General features: G+C 66.2%; 22 protein-coding genes. 7 read left to right on the top strand and 15 right to left on the bottom strand.

The features are described from left to right. Positions 1-101 precede the first annotated feature (101 nt). From ABRP28_RS00315 to ABRP28_RS00305, 3 genes are all read left to right on the top strand, one after another. Positions 102-1,022 (top strand): MSMEG_6728 family protein, encoded by a 921-nt coding sequence (locus ABRP28_RS00315; protein WP_350003937.1) that lies wholly within the window; start codon positions 102-104, stop codon positions 1,020-1,022. 3 nt (positions 1,023-1,025) lie between these two features. Beyond that, positions 1,026-1,886 carry an SDR family oxidoreductase gene (locus tag ABRP28_RS00310; RefSeq protein WP_350003938.1) on the top strand — a complete coding sequence of 287 codons (861 nt, stop codon included), beginning with the start codon at positions 1,026-1,028 and terminating at the stop codon, positions 1,884-1,886. A 71-nt stretch (positions 1,887-1,957) separates the two neighbouring features. Next, complete coding sequence (locus ABRP28_RS00305; RefSeq protein WP_350003939.1) at positions 1,958-2,353, top strand: DUF1622 domain-containing protein; 396 nt, start codon at positions 1,958-1,960, stop codon at positions 2,351-2,353. 35 nt (positions 2,354-2,388) lie between these two features. Here the strand turns inward: ABRP28_RS00305 and ABRP28_RS00300 are convergent, their stop codons facing one another. From ABRP28_RS00300 to ABRP28_RS00260, 9 genes are all read right to left on the bottom strand, one after another. Continuing rightward, positions 2,389-3,441 (bottom strand): hypothetical protein, encoded by a 1,053-nt coding sequence (locus ABRP28_RS00300; RefSeq protein ID WP_350003940.1) that lies wholly within the window; start codon positions 3,439-3,441, stop codon positions 2,389-2,391. Continuing rightward, on the bottom strand, positions 3,438-3,650 hold the full coding sequence (locus ABRP28_RS00295) for a hypothetical protein (RefSeq protein WP_350003941.1): 213 nt from the start codon (positions 3,648-3,650) through the stop codon (positions 3,438-3,440). The genes ABRP28_RS00300 and ABRP28_RS00295 overlap by 4 nt, the downstream gene beginning before the upstream one ends. Continuing rightward, positions 3,650-3,988 (bottom strand): hypothetical protein, encoded by a 339-nt coding sequence (locus ABRP28_RS00290; RefSeq protein WP_350003942.1) that lies wholly within the window; start codon positions 3,986-3,988, stop codon positions 3,650-3,652. The genes ABRP28_RS00295 and ABRP28_RS00290 overlap by 1 nt, the downstream gene beginning before the upstream one ends. Further along, complete coding sequence (locus tag ABRP28_RS00285) at positions 3,985-5,763, bottom strand: glycosyltransferase (protein WP_350003943.1); 1,779 nt, start codon at positions 5,761-5,763, stop codon at positions 3,985-3,987. Before ABRP28_RS00285 ends, ABRP28_RS00290 begins: the two co-directional genes overlap by 4 nt. Beyond that, positions 5,760-7,043 (bottom strand): polysaccharide biosynthesis protein, encoded by a 1,284-nt coding sequence (locus ABRP28_RS00280; RefSeq protein WP_350003944.1) that lies wholly within the window; start codon positions 7,041-7,043, stop codon positions 5,760-5,762. The genes ABRP28_RS00285 and ABRP28_RS00280 overlap by 4 nt, the downstream gene beginning before the upstream one ends. Beyond that, positions 7,040-7,852: a glycosyltransferase gene (locus tag ABRP28_RS00275; RefSeq protein WP_350003945.1), complete on the bottom strand. Its 813-nt coding sequence runs from the start codon at positions 7,850-7,852 to the stop codon at positions 7,040-7,042. The genes ABRP28_RS00280 and ABRP28_RS00275 overlap by 4 nt, the downstream gene beginning before the upstream one ends. Before the next feature lie 12 nt (positions 7,853-7,864). Then, on the bottom strand, positions 7,865-8,956 hold the full coding sequence (locus ABRP28_RS00270; protein ID WP_350003946.1) for a hypothetical protein: 1,092 nt from the start codon (positions 8,954-8,956) through the stop codon (positions 7,865-7,867). A 116-nt stretch (positions 8,957-9,072) separates the two neighbouring features. Further along, complete coding sequence (locus ABRP28_RS00265) at positions 9,073-10,068, bottom strand: glycosyltransferase family 2 protein (RefSeq protein ID WP_350003947.1); 996 nt, start codon at positions 10,066-10,068, stop codon at positions 9,073-9,075. 2 nt (positions 10,069-10,070) lie between these two features. After that, positions 10,071-10,922, bottom strand: a complete 852-nt coding sequence (locus tag ABRP28_RS00260) for a glycosyltransferase family 2 protein (protein ID WP_350003948.1) — start codon at positions 10,920-10,922, stop codon at positions 10,071-10,073. Positions 10,923-11,169: 247 nt separating this feature from the next. Here ABRP28_RS00260 and ABRP28_RS00255 point away from each other — a divergent pair, with 247 nt between their 5' ends. Further along, the gene (locus ABRP28_RS00255; RefSeq protein ID WP_350003949.1) at positions 11,170-12,015 is read left to right on the top strand and encodes a DUF2071 domain-containing protein; all 846 of its coding nucleotides are present in this window, start codon (positions 11,170-11,172) and stop codon (positions 12,013-12,015) included. Here the strand turns inward: ABRP28_RS00255 and ABRP28_RS00250 are convergent. After that, on the bottom strand, positions 11,984-12,304 hold the full coding sequence (locus ABRP28_RS00250) for a hypothetical protein (protein WP_350003950.1): 321 nt from the start codon (positions 12,302-12,304) through the stop codon (positions 11,984-11,986). The genes ABRP28_RS00255 and ABRP28_RS00250 overlap by 32 nt on opposite strands. A 102-nt stretch (positions 12,305-12,406) precedes the next feature. Between ABRP28_RS00250 and ABRP28_RS00245 the strand changes: the two genes are divergently transcribed. Then, complete coding sequence (locus ABRP28_RS00245) at positions 12,407-13,204, top strand: ZIP family metal transporter (protein WP_350003951.1); 798 nt, start codon at positions 12,407-12,409, stop codon at positions 13,202-13,204. A 16-nt stretch (positions 13,205-13,220) separates the two neighbouring features. Here the strand turns inward: ABRP28_RS00245 and ABRP28_RS00240 are convergent, their stop codons facing one another. Continuing rightward, positions 13,221-15,620 (bottom strand): Tex family protein, encoded by a 2,400-nt coding sequence (locus tag ABRP28_RS00240; protein ID WP_350003952.1) that lies wholly within the window; start codon positions 15,618-15,620, stop codon positions 13,221-13,223. Between the two features lie 156 nt (positions 15,621-15,776). On the opposite strand from ABRP28_RS00240, the gene ABRP28_RS00235 reads away from it, so the two are divergent. Then, the gene (locus ABRP28_RS00235) at positions 15,777-16,073 is read left to right on the top strand and encodes a hypothetical protein (RefSeq protein WP_350003953.1); all 297 of its coding nucleotides are present in this window, start codon (positions 15,777-15,779) and stop codon (positions 16,071-16,073) included. A gap of 218 nt (positions 16,074-16,291) precedes the next feature. Here the strand turns inward: ABRP28_RS00235 and ABRP28_RS00230 are convergent, their stop codons facing one another. The 3 genes from ABRP28_RS00230 to ABRP28_RS00220 form a co-directional block, all read right to left on the bottom strand. Next, a complete protein-coding gene (locus ABRP28_RS00230) occupies positions 16,292-17,362 on the bottom strand; it encodes an alkene reductase (protein WP_231457035.1) in 1,071 nt (356 codons plus the stop codon). A gap of 124 nt (positions 17,363-17,486) precedes the next feature. Then, entirely contained in the window at positions 17,487-18,275 is a 789-nt protein-coding gene (locus ABRP28_RS00225; protein ID WP_350003954.1) for a hypothetical protein, read from the bottom strand. A 155-nt stretch (positions 18,276-18,430) separates the two neighbouring features. Next, complete coding sequence (locus ABRP28_RS00220) at positions 18,431-18,844, bottom strand: DUF6318 family protein (protein ID WP_374152900.1); 414 nt, start codon at positions 18,842-18,844, stop codon at positions 18,431-18,433. Positions 18,845-18,887: 43 nt separating this feature from the next. Here ABRP28_RS00220 and ABRP28_RS00215 point away from each other — a divergent pair, with 43 nt between their 5' ends. Then, entirely contained in the window at positions 18,888-19,100 is a 213-nt protein-coding gene (locus ABRP28_RS00215) for a hypothetical protein (protein ID WP_374152899.1), read from the top strand. A gap of 202 nt (positions 19,101-19,302) precedes the next feature. On the opposite strand, the gene ABRP28_RS00210 is transcribed toward ABRP28_RS00215, so the two are convergent. Next, the gene (locus ABRP28_RS00210; protein ID WP_350003956.1) at positions 19,303-21,027 is read right to left on the bottom strand and encodes a hypothetical protein; all 1,725 of its coding nucleotides are present in this window, start codon (positions 21,025-21,027) and stop codon (positions 19,303-19,305) included. Between the last annotated feature and the right edge of the window lie 92 nt (positions 21,028-21,119).

Genomic DNA, 21,119 nt, shown 5'->3' with positions numbered 1-21,119 from the left:
CCGGCGTATGCATAGGTCCACTATGTGAACATCCGGGCTTCGTCCATGTGGTCCGTGGCACTGCAATTGGCACATCCGCCGGGTGCCGTCAGACTGAAGGGATGCAAACCTTCCTCCCGTACCCTGATTTCCGGCAGAGCGCCGCTGCCCTGGACACCGCCAGGCTGGGCAAGCAGCGCGTTGAGGCACTGCAGACACTGCGTGCCCTGGTGATTCCCGGCTACGGCTGGCAGACGCACCCGGCCATCCGGATGTGGATGGGGTACGTGCCCGCACTCACCATGTACGGGCTGGCCATGGTTGACGAGTGGACCCAGCGCGGCCACCCGGACAACACCCGCGCCAACATCGCTGAGTTTGCGCCGCAGGCAGCCCACCCGGACTATGCGGCGAAGATCCCCATGCCGCCCTGGCTTGGGGACCCCGATTTCCACCTGAGCCACCGCTCAAAGCTGGTACGCAAGGAACCCAAGTTCTACACCCCGGTCTTCACCGATGCGATACCGGAGATGGACTACATCTGGCCCGAGCCCCGGCATGAGTTCCTGCCGCAGGAGCCTGAGGGTGACATCCTGTGGATCCTGAGGTCCCCGCACGACGACGTCGATCCCCAGTCGTTGGATACCGTGGCCCTTCCGCCGGTGAACGGGAGCCCCGCTGCCGCCGCTGATGCGTCCGGTGCGGACGCGGACTACTCCCCTGTTTTCGTCGACGACGGGTCCCGGCGCCCGTCCCGGCAGTCCCGCAAGGCACCGCCCAAGCAGCTTGTGAAGAAGCCCACGCGCAAGCGCCTGGCGCAGGAGGAAGCATTCTCCACCCTCCCGGGCAAGACTCCCGTTGCCGTCCCGTTCGAACACGGTGCGAAGTTTGCGGTGGGGCAGGTTGTCGGCCGGCCCATCACGCTGGAGGACGGCAGGTTCGGCAGGAACTTCACGGTCACGGAAATCATCGACCGTTCCGCCTTCACCTATCCGGCCCTCCTGCAGGACCCGCGCGTGTTCTTCCCGGTGGAGGCACCGTAACCCATGACTATCCTCCTAGCCGGCTGTGGTGACCTGGGGACCGAAGCGGGGCTGCGGTTCCACGCGCTGGGCCACCGCGTGGTGGGCTGGCGCCGCTCCCCCGCGAAGCTGCCGTCCGCCATCGAAGGTGTCGCAGCCGACCTCAGCGCGCCGGGACTGCCGCCGGTTCCCGCCGACACCACCGCCGTCGTTATAGCCGTTGCTGCCGATTCGCCCTCCGAGGAGGCCTACCGCGCGAGCTACGTGGACGGACCCATCAACGTCCTCGACGCCCTGGAACGAGACGGCGTACAGCCGGGCCGGGTGCTTTTCGTTTCCTCCACGGCTGTCTACGGCGACGCCGCAGGTGGTTGGGTGGACGAAGGCACGCCGGCTGTGCCCGGTGGATTTTCCGGACGCGTGCTGCTGGAAGCCGAGGAGCTCATCCAGGCCCGGTTCCGCGGCACCGCCACCACGGCCACATCCCTCCGATTAGGCGGCATCTACGGCCCTGGCCGCACCCGCCTGATAGACCAGGTACGCAACGGTTCCGCCGTTATTCCGGAGGATGTCAGGTACACCAACCGCATCCACCGGGACGACGCTGCGGCCGCCATCGTCCATCTCGCCACTATGGCCCCCCGGCCCGATGCAACCTATGTTGGCGTGGACAACGATCCCGCCGACCTCGGGACGGTGCTGCGCTTCCTCGCCACGGAGATCGGGCTCGCCGAGCCCCCGGCAGGTGATGCAGGGCCGGCGCGGGGCGGCAACAAGCGCTGCGGCAACGGTCTCCTGCTCAGTACCGGCTTCGCGTTCACCTATCCAACATTCCGGGAAGGCTACCGGGCCGTCCTCGCCGGGACCGGGGTCCGCCATCCGTAGCTGCGGCGTGGCTGCGGGCGCCGGCATTAGGCTGGCTGACTGGACCCCGGTCGCAGAGGAAGGCGTGAACCATGGATTTTCGGCACATCATCGAGACTGTCGGAGAGTTCGTCGATTTTGCGGGAGTTGCCGTCATGGTGATCGGCGCGCTCATCTCCATCCCGCTGGCGCTCCGCGGGCACCAGCCACGCAACCTTCCCGCCGGCGCGGACAGGCTGAGCTTCTACCGCTCCTACCGGCAACTGCTGGGCCGGTCCATACTTCTGGGCCTGGAGCTGCTGGTTGCGGCCGACATCATCCGCACGGTTGCTGTGACCCCCACGTTCGAAAGCGTCGGGGTCCTGGCTATCATCGTGCTGATCCGGACGTTCCTCAGTTTCTCGCTTGAGCTGGAAATCACCGGGCGCTGGCCCTGGCAGAAGGAATCCACCAAGCCCGCCGAGCCAGCGGCGGCTTCAGCAGGCTGAGGACTCCCGTAGCACCGCTGCGCTGCCGGTGCGGCTCAACCGGCTTCCGGACGCCAGTACCGCAGCCCGCCGCTGGTAGCGCCGTCGCGGGCGACGTCCACCACGGCATACGGGAACGCCTGGCGGTCCGACTGGTCGGGTCCGCGGCCGCGGATGTCCGAACACCAGGTGCCGGTGTTCACGTACCGGGTTGAGCTGGCCTCGAGGGCCGATTCCACGGCCCGGTGGGTGTGGCCCGAAATGTACCAGGCAACCCCGGCGCCATGGGCTTCAAGGGTATGTGCCACCTTGGCCGCTGCAGCAGGGGCCTTTCCGCCCGCAGCACTTCGCCCAGCAGCTGCCAGCGCCATGCGGGCCGCAGCAGCCGGCAGCGCCGACACGGTGCGGAACCGGGACAGGCGTGCCAGATCCAGCACGGCCGCCCCGTCTAGACCGAGCCGGGACGATTCGGCCTGCAGGAGGTTGGCGTAAGCGGGCTCCCGTACGCGGCGTTCCGCCCGTTCGGACCCCAGGCAGGCCTGCGCAAGCGCCCCGGCACGGCGCAGGCGTGACCTCGACGGATCGGCGGTCCAGGCGGCGAGCGGTGGCAGGTCCAGTCCGTCGGTGCCGCTGACCGCAGCGCGGAGAACCTCGGGTATCCGGTGCAGCGCGTGGTGCTGGTGCCCGTGCTCGGCCACGAGTATCCGCGGGACGTGCAGGAACCAGGGATGCACCTGGACCCGACCCGGCTCTGCAGGTGACAGCAGTGCCGCAAGGCGGGCGGACACCGCGGGCCTCGCCAGCTCGACGTCGTGGTTGCCGCACACAAAATGCAGTTGCACCCCGCGCGCCGCACACGCCTCCAGCGCCTCGAACGTCCCGGGATGGCGGTTGCGGATGGCCTCGAGCCGGGCCACGCTTCCCTCCCCGCTGCACCCGACCAGTTCGAAGGTGTCACCGACGAACGCGACGTGCGGCAGCGGACCCGGGGCCGAGAGCACCTCACGCCGCAGGAACGCGGACAGCACCGTGCCGGGGTGCCGCGCGTCGTCGTCCGTCACGCCCAGGTGGAGGTCGCTGAGGAACAGCCATCGCGCCGCGCCGCTCATACCAGGAGTCCCAGCAGGCGCGGAAGGAAGAGGATCAGGTATACCACCCAGCCGGCGGCAACCACCCGGGGGCTGATGGTCAGGCCGAGGAGCCTAGGGTGTACGGGCTGCCCGGTGTCCGGTTCCGGGCGCCGCACCTCAAGCGCCACGAGCGTGACAAGCAGTGCTGCGGCCGCGAGCAGGCCGACCAGGTCGATCAACAGGTCCATCAGCCTGCCGCCTCCTGCCGTGCCCGTGCCACGCACGCGAGGACAGTGATGGCGGCCATCGTCACGACGCACGCCTGCCAGGACCAGACAGCGAGGTAGAACATCGTCGTGGACACCGCCGTGAGCGTGGCGAGGCCCAGGGCCAGGACGAGCAGCGCGCCAAGCCCGGCGTCGGTCACCGGTGTGAGCCGCGCCAGCGCCTGCCCCGGGAGCAGGACAAGGACGGCCGCCGCCGTCACCGCCTGCAGCGGTGCCGGCAACCCAACCACCGTCACCAGCGCCAATGCCACGGCCGCGAGGCCGAGCACCAGGGTAAACCGGCTGACGCTGCCGCTCATGGCGCCACCCGGTAAGCGCGTGCGTCCGCGTTGCCGAACACGAACTCCACGCCGTCCTGCGCGCCCAGCCAATCCTCCAGCTCCGCGAAGCCGCGCTCAGTGGTGGCTCCTTGCACCACGAGGCTCGCCTCGGACGAGCGTGTGAGCAGCAGGACGGCACCGGCAGGATTGTGCCGGGCATAGTTGTAAACGAGGGGGCCACACACCGACGCCGACAGGTCGGCCTGGCACAGTTCGTCGACGGTCCGGTACTTGTGCTCAAGGTAGGATTCGCTGCGCCATGGCGTCGGATGGGCGGCGGAGATGATTGCCGAGCCTGGCGGCGCGAAACGCTGGACGGCGGCGACGGCGGCCATCTCGCCCTCGGTGAAGACGTCATACTGGGCATTCCCAAAGCGCCCAGTCACGGTCAGCACGGCCAGCAGGGAGCAGGTCAGCGCAAGGCCCGTGGCACGGAGGACGGAAGGACGTGCGCCGCGATGCCTGGGAAGCAGGGCCGAACAGGCCTGCAATGCGATAAAGGGCAGCGCGAACAGTGAGACACGGATGAGCATCTCCCCGCCGTACGCCTGCGCGGGAAAGAGCAGCAGCGGGCTGACGGCCAGGAGCACCACCCGAATGTCGAGCCGCCCCCTGCGCCAGTCCCGCAAGGCGCCCGCTGCAGCGAGCAGCCACAGCACAACGGTGAGGACCATCCGGACCTGGACCACAAACACATGCCCGGGGGTCCCGCCCACGCGGTCGACGACGTTCGCCTCGGCTGCTGCCAGCAGTCCTGCGTCCTCGAGTGGAGGGTGCCCCACGAGGTAGGCACTGGCGGGGTACACGAGCCAGAGCGACAGCACCACGGCGGTGATGAGGGGCAGGCGGCTGGGCCAGATCCGTCCGCTCAGGGTGAGGGCGATCATGGCGATCAAGAGCATGAAGGGTGTCAGCTGGTGGCTCGCGCAGATGACTGGGACGAGCAGGAGGACCACGGCGATTGCGCTTGCCCGGTGGGCCTGCCGGGGTTCCGTGGGCGACCGCCCGCGCCACCATGACTCCAGGGCGGCGCGGTTGAAGCCGCGGAAGCCGGGCGCCCGCGCGGCCAAGGGCCCGACGAGCAGTGCAACGATGACGAGGTACAGGAAAAAGCCGAAGGCTTGGGGAGACAGATAGTCCTGGTCCTGCCAGTTGCCGAGGCAGAAGATCCACAGCGCAAGCCAGCGGCGCCGCGGATCGCGCGTCAGGTAGCGCGTCAGCACGCCCATGGCAGCGAGCCACAGGCCCATGTTGAGCACCGGTGCCCACAATGCCACGGTGGCGGGGTCAAGACCCGTCGCGCCGAGCACGGTCGCCAGGAGGGCGAAGAAGCCCGGCCAGTTGAAGTACGCGTCGATGTCCGGGTCGATGCCCTGGGTCCTTGAGAGGGCGTCGGCGATGCCGAGGTGGCGGAAGGCGACCTCCCCCCGCGGGATGTCCGTCACGAAGGCTGCGGTCCCGAAGAGCACCACCACGAGCACCGCGATGAGCCACAGCATGACCGGGCGACGCGCCGGGCCCGCGGCATCCCCGCGGAGCGCGACGGCGAAGGAAACGTTGAGGAGCAGGATCCCCACCCAGAACGGGTAGGGCAGGACGGCGAGGAGCCCAAGGTCGCTGTTCACGGGCACGGCCACTGTGGAGGCGGCCCCCGCGGCAAGCGCCAGCGACCCGGCTCCCCCCACTGCGCACCACACCTCGCGGGGCTTCCAGCGCGCTTCGGTGCGTCTGGCCACATCGAGTGTGCTGGTCATCTCGCGTCCTGCTTCACTCGCCGGAGGACAACGAACAGCCGGATGCCGGCAGCCGCTGCACCGGTGGAGAGCACTACCAGCCACGCAAGGGCCATGGCGCTGGCCCCCCTCTCGGCCGCCACCAGCGCCGAAGCGCACAGGACGGTTCCGAGCGCCGCACCCACGATGATTGCCTCAGCGTAGCGGCCGCTGGCCCGGCACACGGCGTTGTAGGCCTGCAGCACCGCGTATGCCACCAGCCCGGCCGCCAGGAGCCGGAGGGCGTCCGCTGAGGAATCGGCGTAGCGCTCCCCCAGCAGGCCGAGCAGCGGGCGGGCAAAAACCACAAGGACGACGGCGGCGAGGCCTCCCACGGCGAGCGACCACCGGAGGCTCGCCCAGGTGGTGGCTACCAGGCGGTCAGGCTCCCGGACACCTTCGGAAAACTGGACGATGCCCATCAGCATGGGAGCGGTATAGGCAGCCCAGGCCATCATCCAGGCTGGATACCAGTAGGCGGCGGCCTCAGGCGACACCATGTGCGCGAGGAGGAGCGGCAGCACCAGGCCGGGGGCGCGTTCGGTGAGCGTAAGGATCTGGTTCGGCAGGCCCAGGGCCAGCAGTGAACGGCCGCGCGCCACACGCAGGGTCGGCCGCGGCCGGTAGCCCACCAGTCTTCGCAACTGGACGGCACCCACCACGCACGCCACGGTGGTCCCGAGGGTCCAGCAGGCCATCAGCACGTCGGCGGAGGCACCGTTCGCCCGCCAGGCCACCAGCCCTGCGGCTCCGAGTGCCACACCGCCGCCCAACGCATACCTCGAGGCCGCGCTGGCGCCGCGTCCCAACGCCACGAGCGCCTGGTCCAAGACGATCACCATGGTGCCGGTAACGGCGGCAACAAGGAACGTCAGCCAGAAGAGCACCGACAAGGAGGCGGTGTCCGGCGTCACGGCCGCTTGCAGCACAAGGTAGCCAAGGGCCAGCCCGGTGCCGGCCACCCCCACGATGGCAAAGGCGGCGTCCAGCACCCGCGCAGGCGGCTCCCCCCGCCCCACTGAGACAATCACGGCCGACCCGGCACCGAGCACCGCGAGCTGGGTGCAGAGCATCACCGCGGAGACCGCGGCCATGGTGAGTCCAACCTCGCGGTCGGACGTAGCGCGCGCGGCCACGACCCAAAAGGCGAAGCCCGCGCCTGTCTGGGCTGCCTTTGCGACGACGAGGCCGAGGGAGCTGCGCAGGGCGGAGTGCCGGACGGTTGTCGCGTTCGTCTCAGCTGTCCCCCGCCCAGCCCTCACCGCGCGAGACCCCGCGCCAGGCCCGCGTAGTTGTACCAGCAGAAGGCAAGGTAGTAGCGCAGCCACCGGGGCTGGCCCGCGGCAAGGCTCAAGGCGCTGCCCCTGACTGCCGCGGCGGCGGGCAGCAGCGCCAGCCTCGCGCCGCGCCAGCCGTGTTTGCGGATCATCCTCCCCAGACCGGTTCCGTCCATCAGGAATTGGTCGAGCGCGAAGTCGAAGTTGTCTGCGGCGAAGCGGTGTTCCACCATCACCCGGTGCGACACGGCCGTGCGCAGGCCTGAGTCCCGCATCCGCCAGCGCAGCTCAATGTCCTCCCCGGACTTGAACGAGTCGTCGAACCCCACTCCCAGCATCAGTTCCCGGTCGACGATCGTGGCCACGAGCCCGAACCAGTTTCGGCTGCGCCCGGTGCGATGGTGGTGTGCCAGTGCCTGTCCCCAGTATCCCGGTCCGCCGACACTTTCCAGCCCGGCCTGGAGGGCGTCATAGCCGCCCTCCACCAGCTCCGAGAGCAGGTCGGCTACCCCCGTGGGACCGAACACCACGTCGGAGTCGACGAGCAGGACCCACCGTGTGCTGCTGTTACGCACACCGAGTGTTCGAGCCCATGGAAGGCCACGGCCCTCATCACTGACCACCCGGGCCCCGGCCGCACGGGCGATGGCGACCGTGGCGTCGGCAGAGCATCCATCCACCACGATGATCTCGGCAACCCCCGACTGGCTGAGGGCCTCCAGGCAGCGCGGGAGCATCTGCTCCGCGTTTCGGGCAGGGACAACCGCGGTGACCTCGGCGGGACTGTGATCCACGGCGTCCACCCCCTAGGCCTGCTCGCCGAGGACTGAGGGCAGCAGCTGTTCGAGATGCCGGACAATGTCGTCCGACGCTTCGTCTGCCGTGTAAGCGGCGGGCACCTGCAACAGATGGCAGGGCCGGCCGTCGAGCGCCTTGCTCAGCACGAGCCCTTTCGCCGCGAAGTGCTCGCGCCACGGGACTACGGAGGTGGCTGCCAGGCCGGTCACAACCCGCTGCGAAAAGCCGGCCATCTCGATGTGGAAGTTGCCGATCATCCGGTCCACCATCCAATCGCTGGTCCGTTCGAGAATCCGGGTCCGGCTGCCCTCGAAGCGCTCCACGTAGATGGCGGCCGCCAGAGGGGCCGTGGTGGTCACTTTCCGCCCGGGGAAAGCGGTCCCGGCATCCACCATGCGGTGCTCGGGTGACCATCGGCGGGAAAAGTCCGCAAGGCGTGGATAACGGATGACGAAGGGGTGCACGAGTGTGGTAAGCCGGCCGACGCTCTGCGAGAGCCGCGACGGGACGAGGGGCTTCCGGACTCCCTCGAACAGGTGCGGGTAGATGTCCCTGTGATGGGGTTTGATGAACATCGGCTTCGCGTAGCCAAGCAGGGTGGCATCCTCGGCGAGGAAGGCCCAGTCATCGCCCATGAAGGACCATCCCTCACGGCGCATCAATTTGGCGGCGGTGCTCGTTTTACCGGTCCCGCCGGCAGCGGGAAGCGCGATTGCGTGGCCCCGGTAGGCCATTGTGGCCGCATGGATCATGGCAGCTCCCCGGCCGATCATGGCAGCATCCAGGACAGGGACCACGGAGGTCAGCAGCTCGCCGGCCCCATGGATGCGCCACTGTTCTCCATCCCTCACCACCTGGACCCGGTCGGCATTAAAACGGACGCTGTTCTCGGTGTACGCAAGCTCGTGCTCGAGCAAACCCGCATCCGGCATCGACTCCGGCCGGTCGTCAACGACGATGTCGGCCGGCGGTTCAGCTTGGGTGGCGAAGCAGGCCAGCATGCTCCGGAGCTGGTGTGCTGCCGGTGCATTGGCGTCAACGCGGATGGTGACGCGGCCGTGAATATCGAAGTGCAATGCCTTGGTCTGCGAGGTGCGCATTGTCGTCCCCTGTCTGGGTGTTGTCGGTCAGATGATGTAAACGGCGCCGGTGGTGTCGGTGGTGTCCATGATGGCGTCGCGGCGGCAGGTGGCGACCAGTGGACCGGTAGCGCCGTTCACTGCACCTCCCGCCACGGACTGACCCCGGCCGGGACCGGCTGCTCCAGGGAACGCTTGGGAAAATCTGCAAGGTGGCGTCCGCGGAAATAGCCTGCGGACGTAAAGGCCACAACCGCCACCACGGCTGCCGCCCGGCCAAGGCCACCAGGATCGCCACGGCCCCAGTCCCTGATCCCTGCAAGAACTGCCTTGGGAAGAATTCTGCGGACGTATCGGCGCTCCGGTCCCAAGGCCCGCTTGTGCCCTACAATCTGGCTTACTTGGGCTTTTGAAATACCTTCAGACCATGACCGTGAAAGCATGTAGCGGACCGTTCCCCTGTTTGCGGGCACATGGTGGCGGACCAGCGCGGCCGGCTCATAAACTATGCGGCTCCCGGGGGCCCCCATCTTGGAACGAATGCAGATCTCGGTTTCCTCACAGCCCAAGGGAACGGATCCCCGCCGGCCCAAGGAGAGGTTGAAGCCGCCCACCGTCCGTAGGACATCGAGCCGGAACGACATATTGGCTCCGATGACGTTCCTGACTTCGGTTGCAACCCGTGGCAGGCCCCGATGGCTGCAGCCAACGATCCAGTCCAGCTCTTCAGCGAAGTAGCCGGGACGGCCTGCCTCCCACAATGGTTCCACCCGGCCGCCCACTGCGAGCACGTCGGGATCGTCATAGAGGGTGATGAGGCGTTCCAGCCAGTCCGGCGCGGCCTCTGCGTCATCATCGAGAAAGGCAACGACGTCTGAGTCCGCCAGGTCCACGCCCGTGTTGCGTGCCCCGGAAAGTCCGCGGGGGCCGGTGTTCCTGACGACTATGACGTCATCAACGGTATTGGTCAACTGCTCGTAGAGTTCCTCGTTGTGGTCAATAACCACGAAGACTTCGTTGGGTGCGCAGGTCTGCAAGCGGAGGGAATCGAGGACGTCCAGCAACCACACCCAGCGTTCCGCCGTGTAGGCACAGATGATCACTGTGACCGTAGGAAACATAACGTGCGTCATGTTCAGGCCACGCTTATTGCAGGAAGAACACTTGTGGGATCGGTGGGCGTTCGTGGGAAGCTCACGTTGGCATAGGCGTACTTCACGCGGCGCAGCGCCTCGGGGCGTGCGCCGGCTGTCGGGGCCTCCCAAAGGATGCATTCGTGGGCCATTGTCCCCAGCACCCGCCATCCGTCCCGGAAAGTCTGGAGGTTCGATACCCCTGAAATGCGGCCCAGTTCCAGGCTGGGGACCTCGGCGATCCGGAGGCCAGCCTTGGCGGCCCTGACAATCAGCTCCGTCTCGATTTCGAATCCGTCGGATTCCAGCTGCAGGACCTCCAGGCACTCCCGCCGGAAGGCGATGTAGCCATAGCAAAGGTCGGAGTAGTTGCTGTGCAGCACCGCGTTGGCCAGCCCGGTCAGCGCACGGTTGCCTGTACGCCGCAGCCACGTCAGGTCCTCCGATCCCCCTCCCGTGACGTAGCGGGAGCCCTTTACGAAGTCGTAGTCGTGCTGGAGGGGGGAAACGAACCAGCCGATTTCCCTCGGATCCATGCTTCCGTCAGCGTCCAACATGACGATGATGTCTCCGCTTGCTGCAGCAAATCCCGACCGCAGCGCGACCCCCTTGCCTTTGCGCAGCTCGTTCACCACCACAATGTCCTTGCGCAGGGCTTGGGCCACCCCAACCGTGTTGTCCGTGGAACGGCCGTCAACAATCACAACCTCGTCCACGTATAACGGCATGCGCCGAAGGACCCAAGGAATGTTCTGGGCCTCGTTCAGGGTGGGAATCACGACGCTGATGGACGCCCCGTCCGGCGCGGCTGTTGGCTTGGAAAACGAATTAGGGGGCTGGGTGGAAATAGACACATGCCTCACCACTTCACTACGCGTAGAGCACTTGGCCGATAGGACGCCCCCGTGAAGCGAGCATAGGGGCGGCCCTGCCCGGTAACACCAGTAGTGGGTACTCGCTTTTACGTCCTGTCCTACGTAGGAAATTTGGTGTTCCCCGGCCGGGGCTAGGGTGGAGGTGCAGCGACGGCGATCATAAGAACCGTGGTGATTTGTCCGGCGGTTTCAGCAAGAACCAGGTTGTGTGAAGGGATTATTGGGCATGGACCAACGCTCGAGCGCCGCGGCCCTGTGGCCCGATCCGCCTGAACTGCCACTGCCGGCCATCATGGACCAGCGCTGGCTTGATGCGGTCTTCCTGCACTGGCGGATCCCGGAATCATCCGCTGCCCGGTTCATGCCGCCAGGGGTGGAGCCGGACGTTTTCGACGACTCTTCCTGGGTGGGCCTCATCGGCTTCCGTATGAAAGGGGCCGGACTAGGCCGCGGCCCCGGAATTCCTTACCTGGGCAGCTTCAACGAGGTCAACGTGCGCCTCTACTCCCGGGAGCCGGATGGAACCAGGGGCGTGGTGTTCCTGAGCCTTGACGCGAACCGGCTTCCTGTTGTCCTCGCTGCCCGGCAGGCGGGCATACCCTATGTGTGGTCCCGCATCCGGTCGTGGGGAACAACACCGCCGGGGACACCGCCTGAAAGCATGGCCGGCGGCACCAGCGGCTATTCCGTCAGCCGCTTCCGGAAGGGCGCTGCCAGCCGCTTCAGCGTCATTCCCAATCCGGGATCGGTGGCCGATGACCCCCTGTCCCTGCACGTCACAGCACGGTTCGGCCTGCACAGCAGGTTCTATGGACGGACCATTTACATACCCAACACCCACGAACCCTGGGCATTACAGCACGCTGATGTCCACGAGCTTCAGGATGGCCTGATCAGCTCGGCGGGCATTGAGGTGGGCGGCCCGCCCGAATCGGTCCTCTACTCCCCCGGAGTGCGGACCCAGTTTGGCTGGCCGAGGCCGGTCACCGGCGCACTCGGGTTCCGGGGTCAAGGCCGGCAGCAGGGCCAGGGGCAGGACGTCAGGCGTCCTGCCAGCCCCGGCCTTCGCTGAACGTGGCCACGAGCGTTCCAACGCCGGCTTGAAGAGAGTTGGACGGATCAAAGTAGAGGGAACCCTCGGTGGCGCGGCTGTGGGTGAGCAACTGCTCAGCTTCAAGCTTCGCTTCCGGAACGGTGGCACCAATGATGCCGGTCCTGGCCGGGAGCTCCGTAGTGTGCACGGTCTCCGCGCCGGTCTCTGAGAGCGGGATGGTGGTGCCGGGGTTGATCTCATCATGGGGGAAGTCGAACCCGGCGTCTTCGGGTGCTGCAGGAATCGTGTACTCCAGGAAATACGTCATGGATCCACCTTTGCAGATAACCCCATGGTGCCGAAAGCCCACCCCTCCGGCGGGGCACCAGCACGTCTTCCCACGTCAACCGGACGCTCCTATACTTGCCGGATGATGATGTCGCTGTGGTTTGGCGTCATAGCATCCAGCGCTCTGGTTCTGGGTGCCGTCATCGGTGTCCGGTTCGAGCTTCCCAAGCGGCTGCTGGCCATGCTCCTGGCCTTCGCTGCCGGTTCACTGATCACCGCCCTGGCTTTCGAACTGTTCGAGGACGCTTACGAACGCGGCGGCATCATCCGTGCCGCTATCGGCCTGATGCTGGGTGCAGTGGTTTTTACTGTCCTGAGCGCTTTGCTGGACCGGTGGGCCCAGGCGGGAGACGCGAAACGGGCCAAGGCGGCGGACGAGTTCCAGGGCAGCGCCAAGCTCGACACTGATGCGGCGGCAAGCGACAAACGCCCCACGTCGGCGTCGACAGCCGGAGCGGCAGGCCTGGCCTTGCTGGCTGCCGTCACGCTCGACGGCGTCCCGGAAAACCTTGCCCTGGGAATCTCCTTGGGCGAAGGCACGGGCGGGCTGGCGTTGCTGGCCGCGATCTTTGTCTCCAACTTCCCTGAAGCGCTGGTGGGGTCCGCCTCGATGCGGAGCCAGGGCCGGTCGGCTTGGAGCATCATTGGCCTGTGGGTAACCTGCGCCGCCCTGCTGGTTATCGCCGTCGTTGTAGGTGCCGGGCCACTGTCCGGGACCGACCCGGAAGCGATCTCCATACCACTGGCCTTCGCCGCCGGGGCCGTGATCGCATCCTTGGCGGATACCCTGATGCCAGAAGCCTACGAACACGGCGGACCCGCCGTGGCCCTCAGCACCGCGGCGGGTTTCGTCCTGGCGTTCGTCCTGTCACTCGCCTAAACCTCGGAGAAGGCGGTTATTTGCCCAGGCCGGCTTTCCGCAGCGCCTCTGCCATTGCCGTATTGACCGGGGCTTCCTTTTTCGCGGGTGCCGGCGCCGAGGGACGGCCCGGCGACGGCGCGTTCCGCGCCGGCTTGCCGCCCTGTGCATTGCCGCGCTGGGCACTGCCGCCAGCGCGCCCGGATCCCGTCCTGCCGACGGCGGGATCGTCGTCGAGCCGCAGCGTCAGGGAGATCCTCTTCCGGTCCGGGTCCGCTTCCAACACTTTGACGCGAACCACCTGGCCGGACTTGACCACTTCCCGCGGATCGGAGACAAAGCGGCTGGCCATGGCGGACACGTGCACCAGCCCGTCCTGGTGGACGCCCACATCCACGAACGCGCCGAAGGCCGCAACGTTTGTCACGGTGCCCTCCAGGACCATTCCGGGTTTGAGGTCGGCAATCTTTTCGATCCCGTCGGTGAAGGCCGCGGCCGCAAACGCAGGGCGCGGGTCCCGTCCCGGCTTGTCCAGCTCGGACAGGATGTCCTGCACGGTGGGCAGGCCGAAGATATCGTCCACGAATTCGCGGGGGTCCAGCGAACAAGCCGGGGCCGATCCGGCAGCGGCCCGGATCTTCCGAGCAACCGAGTAGGACTCGGGGTGGACGCTGGAGGCATCCAGCGGTTCGGGCCCCCCGGTGATCCGGAGGAAGCCTGCGCACTGCTCGAACGCCTTAGCCCCCAGCCGCGGCACCTTCTTCAGGTCGGTGCGCTTGGCGAAAGGCCCGTGCTCGTTCCGGTACGCCACGATGTTTTCGCTTAGCAAGGGCCCGACGCCGGCAACGCGGCTGAGCAGCGCCGGCGAGGCGGTATTGACGTCCACGCCCACGGCGTTAACGCAGTCCTCCACCACCGCGTCCAGGCTGCGGTCCAGCTTCGAGGCTGTAACGTCGTGCTGGTATTGGCCCACGCCAATGGATTCGGGGTCGATCTTCACCAGCTCCGCGAGCGGGTCCTGGAGGCGGCGGGCGATGGACACAGCGCCGCGCAGCGACACGTCCATGCCTGGGAGTTCTGCCGCAGCCAGGGCCGAAGCGGAATATACGGATGCCCCTGCTTCGGAGACCACCAGCTTCTGCGGCTTGCGGTCCACGTCCGGCAGCCGCTTGATCAGCTCGGCCGCGAGCTTGTCGGTTTCCCGGGACGCCGTGCCGTTTCCGATAGCCACGAGTTCAACGCTGTGCTGCCGGGCCAGCCGGACCAGCGTGGCCAATGCTTCGTCCCACTTCCGTGCCGGTGCGTGTGGATAGACGGTGTCGGTGGCGACCACCTTGCCGGTGCCGTCCACCACGGCCACCTTGACGCCGGTCCGGAGCCCGGGGTCCAGCCCCAGGGTGGCCCGATTCCCTGCGGGGGCGGCCAAAAGGACGTCCCGCAGGTTCGCCGCGAAGACCCGTACGGCTTCGTCCTCGGCGGCGGCGAACATCCTGCCCCGAAGGTCGGCTGTGAGGCGGGACAACAGGCGCGAACGCCACGCCGTCTGTGCGGTCTGGATCAGCCAGGCGTCGGCGGGACGTCCGCGGTCGGCGACCCCGAGGCACCTGGCCACTGCAGACTCGTAGCGCTTGCGGGCGGCGGTAAGGGCGTCGTCGTCCTTTGGATCCGCCTCCGCAAGGTCCAGCTCAAGGACGCCGTCCTTTTCCCCGCGCAGCAAAGCGAGCACCCGGTGGGACGGCATGCCCGCAGGGGCCTGGGCGAACTCGAAGTAGTCGGCGAACTTTTGGCCGTCGGTTTCCTTCCCCTTCTTCACCCGTGACACCAGGCGTCCCTGCGCCCACAGCCGCTCGCGCAGGTCGGCTGCCAGGTCCGGGTCCTGGGCCACGCGCTCCACCAAAATGGAGCGGGCGCCGGCGAGCGCCGCTGCGGCGTCCGTGATGGCGTGTTCGGAGTTGAGGTATTTACCGGCTTCGCGCTCCGGGTCCAGGTCCGGCCGTTTCAGCAGGGTCTCGGCCAGCGGTTCAAGGCCGGCTTCCCGTGCAATCTGCGCTTTGGTTCGCCGCTTGGATTTGAATGGGAGGTAGATGTCCTCCAGCCGGGACTTGGTGTCTGCGGCAAGGATGGCCTTCTTCAGCTCCGGCGTCAGCTGGCCCTGCGCTTCAATCGCCTCCAGGACGGCGCGACGGCGGTCGGCAAGTTCGCGGAGGTAGCGGAGGCGTTCGTCGAGGTCGCGGAGCTGGGTGTCGTCCAGCGTCCCGGTGGCTTCCTTGCGGTACCGGGCGATGAACGGCACAGTGGATCCGCCGTCGAGCAGTTCAACCGCTGCCTTCACCTGCCAGGCTTTGACACCCAGCTCATTGGCAATCTGCGTGTAGATGGCATCGTCCGGTTTCGGGGAGGCGGACGGGGCGGAAGGGGCCTGCGGCAGTTGAGTCACCAGAACATCTTGCCTTACCGGGTTGCGCGTCTCCACCGCCGGGCACGGGTCCGCCCTGCCCGCACCTGTTCCCGGCAAAGGTATTCCGCTGCCGCCGGCAAAGTGCTGTAGTGGAGGTGCCGTCACAGGCACCCATTGCTCGAGGAAGAGGCCACCATGAGGGAACTGCTTATCATTTTTCAGGAGGGGTTCGACGAGGCCAACATCACCGTGACGGTCAACGGGAAGCAGGCACGGCGGGACATTGGGGTCTCCACCAATCCGATCCTTGGCATCGCCAACGAGGTATCCGTCGAGCTGCCGGCGAAAGGCGCACAGGTGGGCGTGGAGGTCACAAACCGCGGCCTGAAGGCCATCACGAAGGTAAGCGGCAGGCCAAAAAGCGTCCTCGTTTCGATCGACGACGGCAGGCTGGTCATGAAGGAAGGAACCGGCAGGGAGGCCCTGCTGTAGCGGGCGGAAACACCACAAAAAGGGCCCTAGTAAAAGTCCATTCGTTGGAGTACGATCTGATCACCGCCGGCATCCCTGAGGACCCGGCGGGCCACATCTTCAGAGTTTGAGCCGCAGGCCGTCGGATGGCCTTCGGCGCCCGCTGCCGGGACAGCACACCGCGCAGCCAACGACGGCGGCACCCAAGCCGGGTGCCGCCGTCGTCGTTAAATGCCGTCCTAGTTCTGGTAGGCGGGGTAGTCCGTGTAGCCCTCCGCACCGTCCGCGTAGAACGTGGACGGATCCGGTTCATTGAGGGGAAGGCTTTCCTTCCAGCGGCGGGCGAGGTCCGGGTTGGCGATGGCGGGGCGGCCCACCACTACGGCGTCGGCATGTCCGGCGTCCACCAGGGACGCTGCCTCGTCCCGCGTGGTGATGACGCCGAAGCCGGTGTTGACCAGGAAAGTCCCGCCGAAACGGGCCCGCAGGTCCTGGACCAGTTCACCCGTGGGCTCGTGGTGCAGGATGCTCAGGTAGGCGAGGTTGAGCGGTGCGATGCTGTCCACCAGTACTTCGTAGGTGGCGCGGACGTCAGCGGCGTCGGTTTCGGCGATGCCCTGCACGTTGTGCTCCGGGGAGATGCGGATGCCAACACGGTTGGCGCCCACGGCTGCCACCACGGCGTTGACGGTCTCGATGACGAACCGGGCCCGGTTCTCGGGCGAGCCGCCGTAGCTGTCGTCGCGCACGTTGGAGTTCGGAGCCAGGAACTCGTGCAGCAGGTATCCGTTGGCTGAGTGGAGCTCCACGCCGTCGAAGCCGGCCTCGATGGCATTCAGTGACGCGTTCACGAATTCCTGGATCACCATGGGGAGCTCGTCGGTGGTCAGTGCATGCGGCACCGGATAGGGCTGCTTCCCCTGCGGGGTGCGGACGATGCCGTCGATGGCAACCGCGCTGGGGGCCACCAGTTCAAGTCCGCCGGTGATGTCCGGGTGAGAGACGCGCCCGCCGTGCATGATCTGGGCGAACATCCGGCCGCCCTCGGCATGCACCGCGTCGGTGACCTTCTTCCAGCCGGCAACCTGTTCCTCGGTGACGATGCCCGGCTGGCCGGCGTAGGAGCGGCCGGCGGGGGTTGGAAACGTTCCTTCGCTGACGATGAGGCCGAGTGATGCGCGCTGGCGGTAGTGCTCTGCCACGAGCGGACCGGGAACCCCTGCCTCACCTGCGCGGAGCCTCGTCAGAGGTGCCATGACCAGGCGGTTCGGAAGCTCAAGTTCGCCGAGGTTGAGGGGGGAAAACAGCATGCGCGGTTCCTTTCGAAGGCTAAAGACTTACTGCCTTGGCCAACCGGCATGCACGTGCAACTATTCCGGTTGCGACAGGAATCACAGCCAACGGACGGCCAGCTTCCAGGCTATGGGGTCTCGTCTATCTTGCCGCCCCTGGGCAGCCCTGGCCCTGGGAATTGGCATTGCAGTCATCGGCGTAGTTGCGGGTCAATGAGCGCCACACACTGATGGTTTGGGGAGGGGCAGTGAACTGGCCTTGTCCAGGAATCGGCAGGGGTGGTCCGGCGTTGACCGAATAGGTTCCCTGGAACGTGGTTGTCAGCACCACCTGGAAGTCGCCCGTTGCTCCGTAGGCGTGGCTGGTCCGGGTTTTTTCGCCCCAGCGGTCCTGCGGCAGCGCGCCGCCCATGGAGGGCTGGGGACCGAACACGGTGCCGTCGCCGTAGTCCCACGTGTACTGGACCGGGGTGGCCACGATGTGCACCTGCTGCCCGAACATGGTGACGTCGAACTGCTGTTCGGCTGCCTCGGCGTAGAAGTTGGTTTCAGCGCCCCGCAATGTGTGCGGACTGGGCTGGGCCACGACCGTTCCAGCGTTGACCGGAAGGCTTTGGAACTCCCGCTGGATGTCGGCTGCGATCCTGGGCAGCAAGTCCTCAGGCCTGGCGTCGAAAAGGCAGGTGGGGCCGGAATGGTGAGCCCACACGGCGCCGGGTACACCTCGAGGCCTCGACAGCCAGGTGACCGGAATTCCTTCCTCACCGTCGGGCCCGTCCTTGCACTCCAACTGCCGGGCTAGGCAAGGAGTATCGAAGTCGCCCCCACCGAGGTGGCACTGGAGTTCGTACTTGTACTCGTTGGGGTCGGTATATACAGTGCCCGGCTCAGCACGAATGAACTCGCCTGTATCGGGGTTAGTTACCCACATATCCGCCCCCATGTGGAGCCCGGTGTCCAAAAAACCACCACCGATCCGCGGCTTAGAATTGGACTCATTTTCGGCATGCGCAGCCAGAAAGGACGCCGCCAAAAACACCACACAGCAGGCGAGGATTGCACACACTTTGCCCATGTGGCCCATGGCTACCGGATCAGCCCTAGGTCATTGACCTCCCATCCACCGTTGGTGAACTTCACCGTGGCGACGCTTCCCGCATTTGTTGCAGCGGTCTTCTCTTGATAGGGACTTCCGTCTTGGTTATGAATGACCAGTTCCTTTTGCAGTACTTGAAGAACCACCTGCATGGAGCCGTCAGGGGAAGGCTTTGCGGTTGCAACGGGAATGTCGATTTGACCACCAGAAATCCACTTGTTTTCGGCCCAAGCAGCTTCGATATCGTCAACCAACCCCTGACAAAACACGCACTCAGGTTTGGCAAGCGTCGACAATGCAATAGTGTCACCCGTCTCATACGCATAGCTGAGAATTGAGAACCAATACTTGGCGAATGCCTCCGCTCCCTCCTTCGTCTCCGTCTTCGCCACCTCGGGCAGCACGGGGACGGGGACGTTTTGGGCGGGGCCGGAGGCGTCGGCCGGCTTGTACACGGCGCTGGGGGTGGGGGTGGGGGTGGGGGTGGCCGACGGGCTGGACGTGGCCGATCCCGAGGGCGCAGGGGTGGCAGTCCCGGGGTCCGCCGGCGCTCCGCCCGCGCATCCGGCCAGCAGCAGCGTCGCAGCAACAACAGCGCCCGCAGCAGCTGAGCGCATTCCCCAAGGCGTAGAGACGTGGATTGATGTCATGGGCCGCTAATCCCCCAGTAGTTTCAAGACGGCTAACTCCGGACAATGAGTTAAGGGTAGCCCAGGTCACATTTCGGCGATAAGACTTATCCACAGCTACCGCCCCAAGGTTTATCACCACAGAGACAGTAAAAGAAGTCATAAGAAAAGCCGGCGCATGAATGCGCCGGCTTCCCTACTTCAAAGCACTTTCTAGTGGCCGCGAAGGCCACCTACTTCTGCGGAGGCAACACCAACTCCCCCGTCTTGTCCGTGGACAAGGCGAGCGACGAGACATACTGCGGGCCGCCGTCGGGAGCGTCCTGTGCCGACCGCACCATGTCCGGACGCTCAAACTCAATGCCTGTGACATGGCAGAGGAGCTTCGCGTCGCTGGGGTTCCCGTCGGCGTCGAACATCGGCAGGTCGATGCCGTCATCAGTGCGGCGGAGGTAGTACCGGCCGCGGGTGGCCAAGGCCAGCACCGGCGGGAGGACCAGGGCCAGGCCCACCGCGAATATCGGCGAGAACGGCTGGATCGCGGACCCAAAGGCACCAAAGAACACCGCAATCGAGATTCCCGCGGACGCCAGCATCGAGATGAAGCCCACCGGGTTCACTGCGTACAGCATGCCCCGCCGGAACTCGGGAACCTTGGGGGAAACCTTCAGCAGGTACTTGTTGATGGCGATGTCGGACGCAACCGTGACAACCCAGGCCATGGCGCAGTTGGCGTAGAACCCGAGGATGGTGTTGAGGAAGTCGAACATGTTGGCTTCCATCAGGACCAGGGCAATGGCCAGGTTGACCACCACGAACACCATGCGGCCGGGATAGGTCTTGGTGATCCGGGTGAAGCTGTTGGTCCAGGCCAGCGACCCGGAGTAAGCGTTGGTGACGTTGATCTTGATCTGCGAGATGACCACCAGCACCACGGCGAGCGTCATGGCCAGCCAGGCCGGCATCATTTCCCGGTAGACGCCCAGGAACTGGTGCACGGGCTCGTTGGCAGTTGCCGAGGCGGCAGGATCCAGCGTTGCGATGAGGTAGATGGCAATGAACAGCCCGACAATCTGCTTGATCGCACCGAAAATCACCCAGCCCGGCCCCGCCAGGATCACGGCGCGCCACCATGCACCCTTGTTGGCTTCGGTCCGCGGCGGCATGAACCGCAGGTAGTCGATCTGTTCGGCAATTTGCGCCATGAGGGACAGGCAGACGCCGGCGGCCAGCATGACGGACGCAAGGTTCGGGCCGCCGTCGCCCGATTCGCCGGTGTACGCGAAGAAGGTGTTGATGCTCTCCGGGTGCGAGACCAGCAGGTATCCCACCGGCACCACCATCAGCAGCAGCCATAGCGGAGTGGTCCACACCTGCAGCTTGGCCAGGGTGTTCATCCCGTAAATCACCAGCGGAATGATGATCACCGTGGAAGCGGCATACCCAATCCACTGCGGAATGCCCAGGCCCACTTCCAGGCCCTGGGCCATGATGGAACCTTCCAGGGCGAAGAAAATGAACGTGAACGTCGCGAAAATGACGTTGGTGACCACCGACCCGTAGTAGCCGAAGCCGGAACCGCGGGTGATGAGGTCAAGGTCGATGTTGTACCGCGCCGCGTAGTACGCCAGCGGGAAGCCGGTGGCGAAGATGATCACGGCGGCCACCAGGATGCCGAAGATGGCATTGACGGTGCCGTAGGCTATCCCGATATTCGCGCCAATGGAGAAATCCGCCAGGTATGCGATCCCGCCCAGCGCACTGGTTGCCACAACCCCGGCACTCCACTTCCGGTAGGAGCGCGGCGCGAACCGGAGCGTGTAGTCCTCCAGGCTCTCCTTCGTCGCGTTCAGTGCGGCAGCGTTGCCCGCTACAGCTGCGGGAACACTTCCGACGACGGCGGCACCTGGCTGTGCGGGCGGGTCCAGCAGCTGCGTTGTCTCTTTGTCATTGGGCATTTTTGTTGCGTCGCTTTCATCCGGGAAGGGTCTGAAGCGACGCTATCCAGCCAGATCGACGGGCCGGTCACAGGGCTGTTTCCGCAATGTTA

It is taken from the genome of Pseudarthrobacter sp. WHRI 8279 (assembly GCF_040224115.2).
Taxonomy (GTDB): domain Bacteria; phylum Actinomycetota; class Actinomycetes; order Actinomycetales; family Micrococcaceae; genus Arthrobacter.
Note: the sequence above shows the minus strand (reverse complement) of the source record. Positions and strands in the feature narration are given on the sequence as shown.

Coding starts and splice junctions, on each gene's coding strand:
- ABRP28_RS00315 (WP_350003937.1), top strand. CDS start 102: ATGCAAACCTTCCTCCCGTACCCTGATTTCCGGCAGAGCGCCGCTGCC.
- ABRP28_RS00310 (WP_350003938.1), top strand. CDS start 1,026: ATGACTATCCTCCTAGCCGGCTGTGGTGACCTGGGGACCGAAGCGGGG.
- ABRP28_RS00305 (WP_350003939.1), top strand. CDS start 1,958: ATGGATTTTCGGCACATCATCGAGACTGTCGGAGAGTTCGTCGATTTT.
- ABRP28_RS00300 (WP_350003940.1), bottom strand. CDS start 3,441: ATGAGCGGCGCGGCGCGATGGCTGTTCCTCAGCGACCTCCACCTGGGC.
- ABRP28_RS00295 (WP_350003941.1), bottom strand. CDS start 3,650: ATGGACCTGTTGATCGACCTGGTCGGCCTGCTCGCGGCCGCAGCACTG.
- ABRP28_RS00290 (WP_350003942.1), bottom strand. CDS start 3,988: ATGAGCGGCAGCGTCAGCCGGTTTACCCTGGTGCTCGGCCTCGCGGCC.
- ABRP28_RS00285 (WP_350003943.1), bottom strand. CDS start 5,763: ATGACCAGCACACTCGATGTGGCCAGACGCACCGAAGCGCGCTGGAAG.
- ABRP28_RS00270 (WP_350003946.1), bottom strand. CDS start 8,956: ATGCGCACCTCGCAGACCAAGGCATTGCACTTCGATATTCACGGCCGC.
- ABRP28_RS00265 (WP_350003947.1), bottom strand. CDS start 10,068: ATGACGCACGTTATGTTTCCTACGGTCACAGTGATCATCTGTGCCTAC.
- ABRP28_RS00255 (WP_350003949.1), top strand. CDS start 11,170: ATGGACCAACGCTCGAGCGCCGCGGCCCTGTGGCCCGATCCGCCTGAA.
- ABRP28_RS00250 (WP_350003950.1), bottom strand. CDS start 12,304: ATGACGTATTTCCTGGAGTACACGATTCCTGCAGCACCCGAAGACGCC.
- ABRP28_RS00245 (WP_350003951.1), top strand. CDS start 12,407: ATGATGATGTCGCTGTGGTTTGGCGTCATAGCATCCAGCGCTCTGGTT.
- ABRP28_RS00235 (WP_350003953.1), top strand. CDS start 15,777: ATGAGGGAACTGCTTATCATTTTTCAGGAGGGGTTCGACGAGGCCAAC.
- ABRP28_RS00230 (WP_231457035.1), bottom strand. CDS start 17,362: ATGCTGTTTTCCCCCCTCAACCTCGGCGAACTTGAGCTTCCGAACCGC.
- ABRP28_RS00225 (WP_350003954.1), bottom strand. CDS start 18,275: ATGTGGGTAACTAACCCCGATACAGGCGAGTTCATTCGTGCTGAGCCG.
- ABRP28_RS00210 (WP_350003956.1), bottom strand. CDS start 21,027: ATGCCCAATGACAAAGAGACAACGCAGCTGCTGGACCCGCCCGCACAG.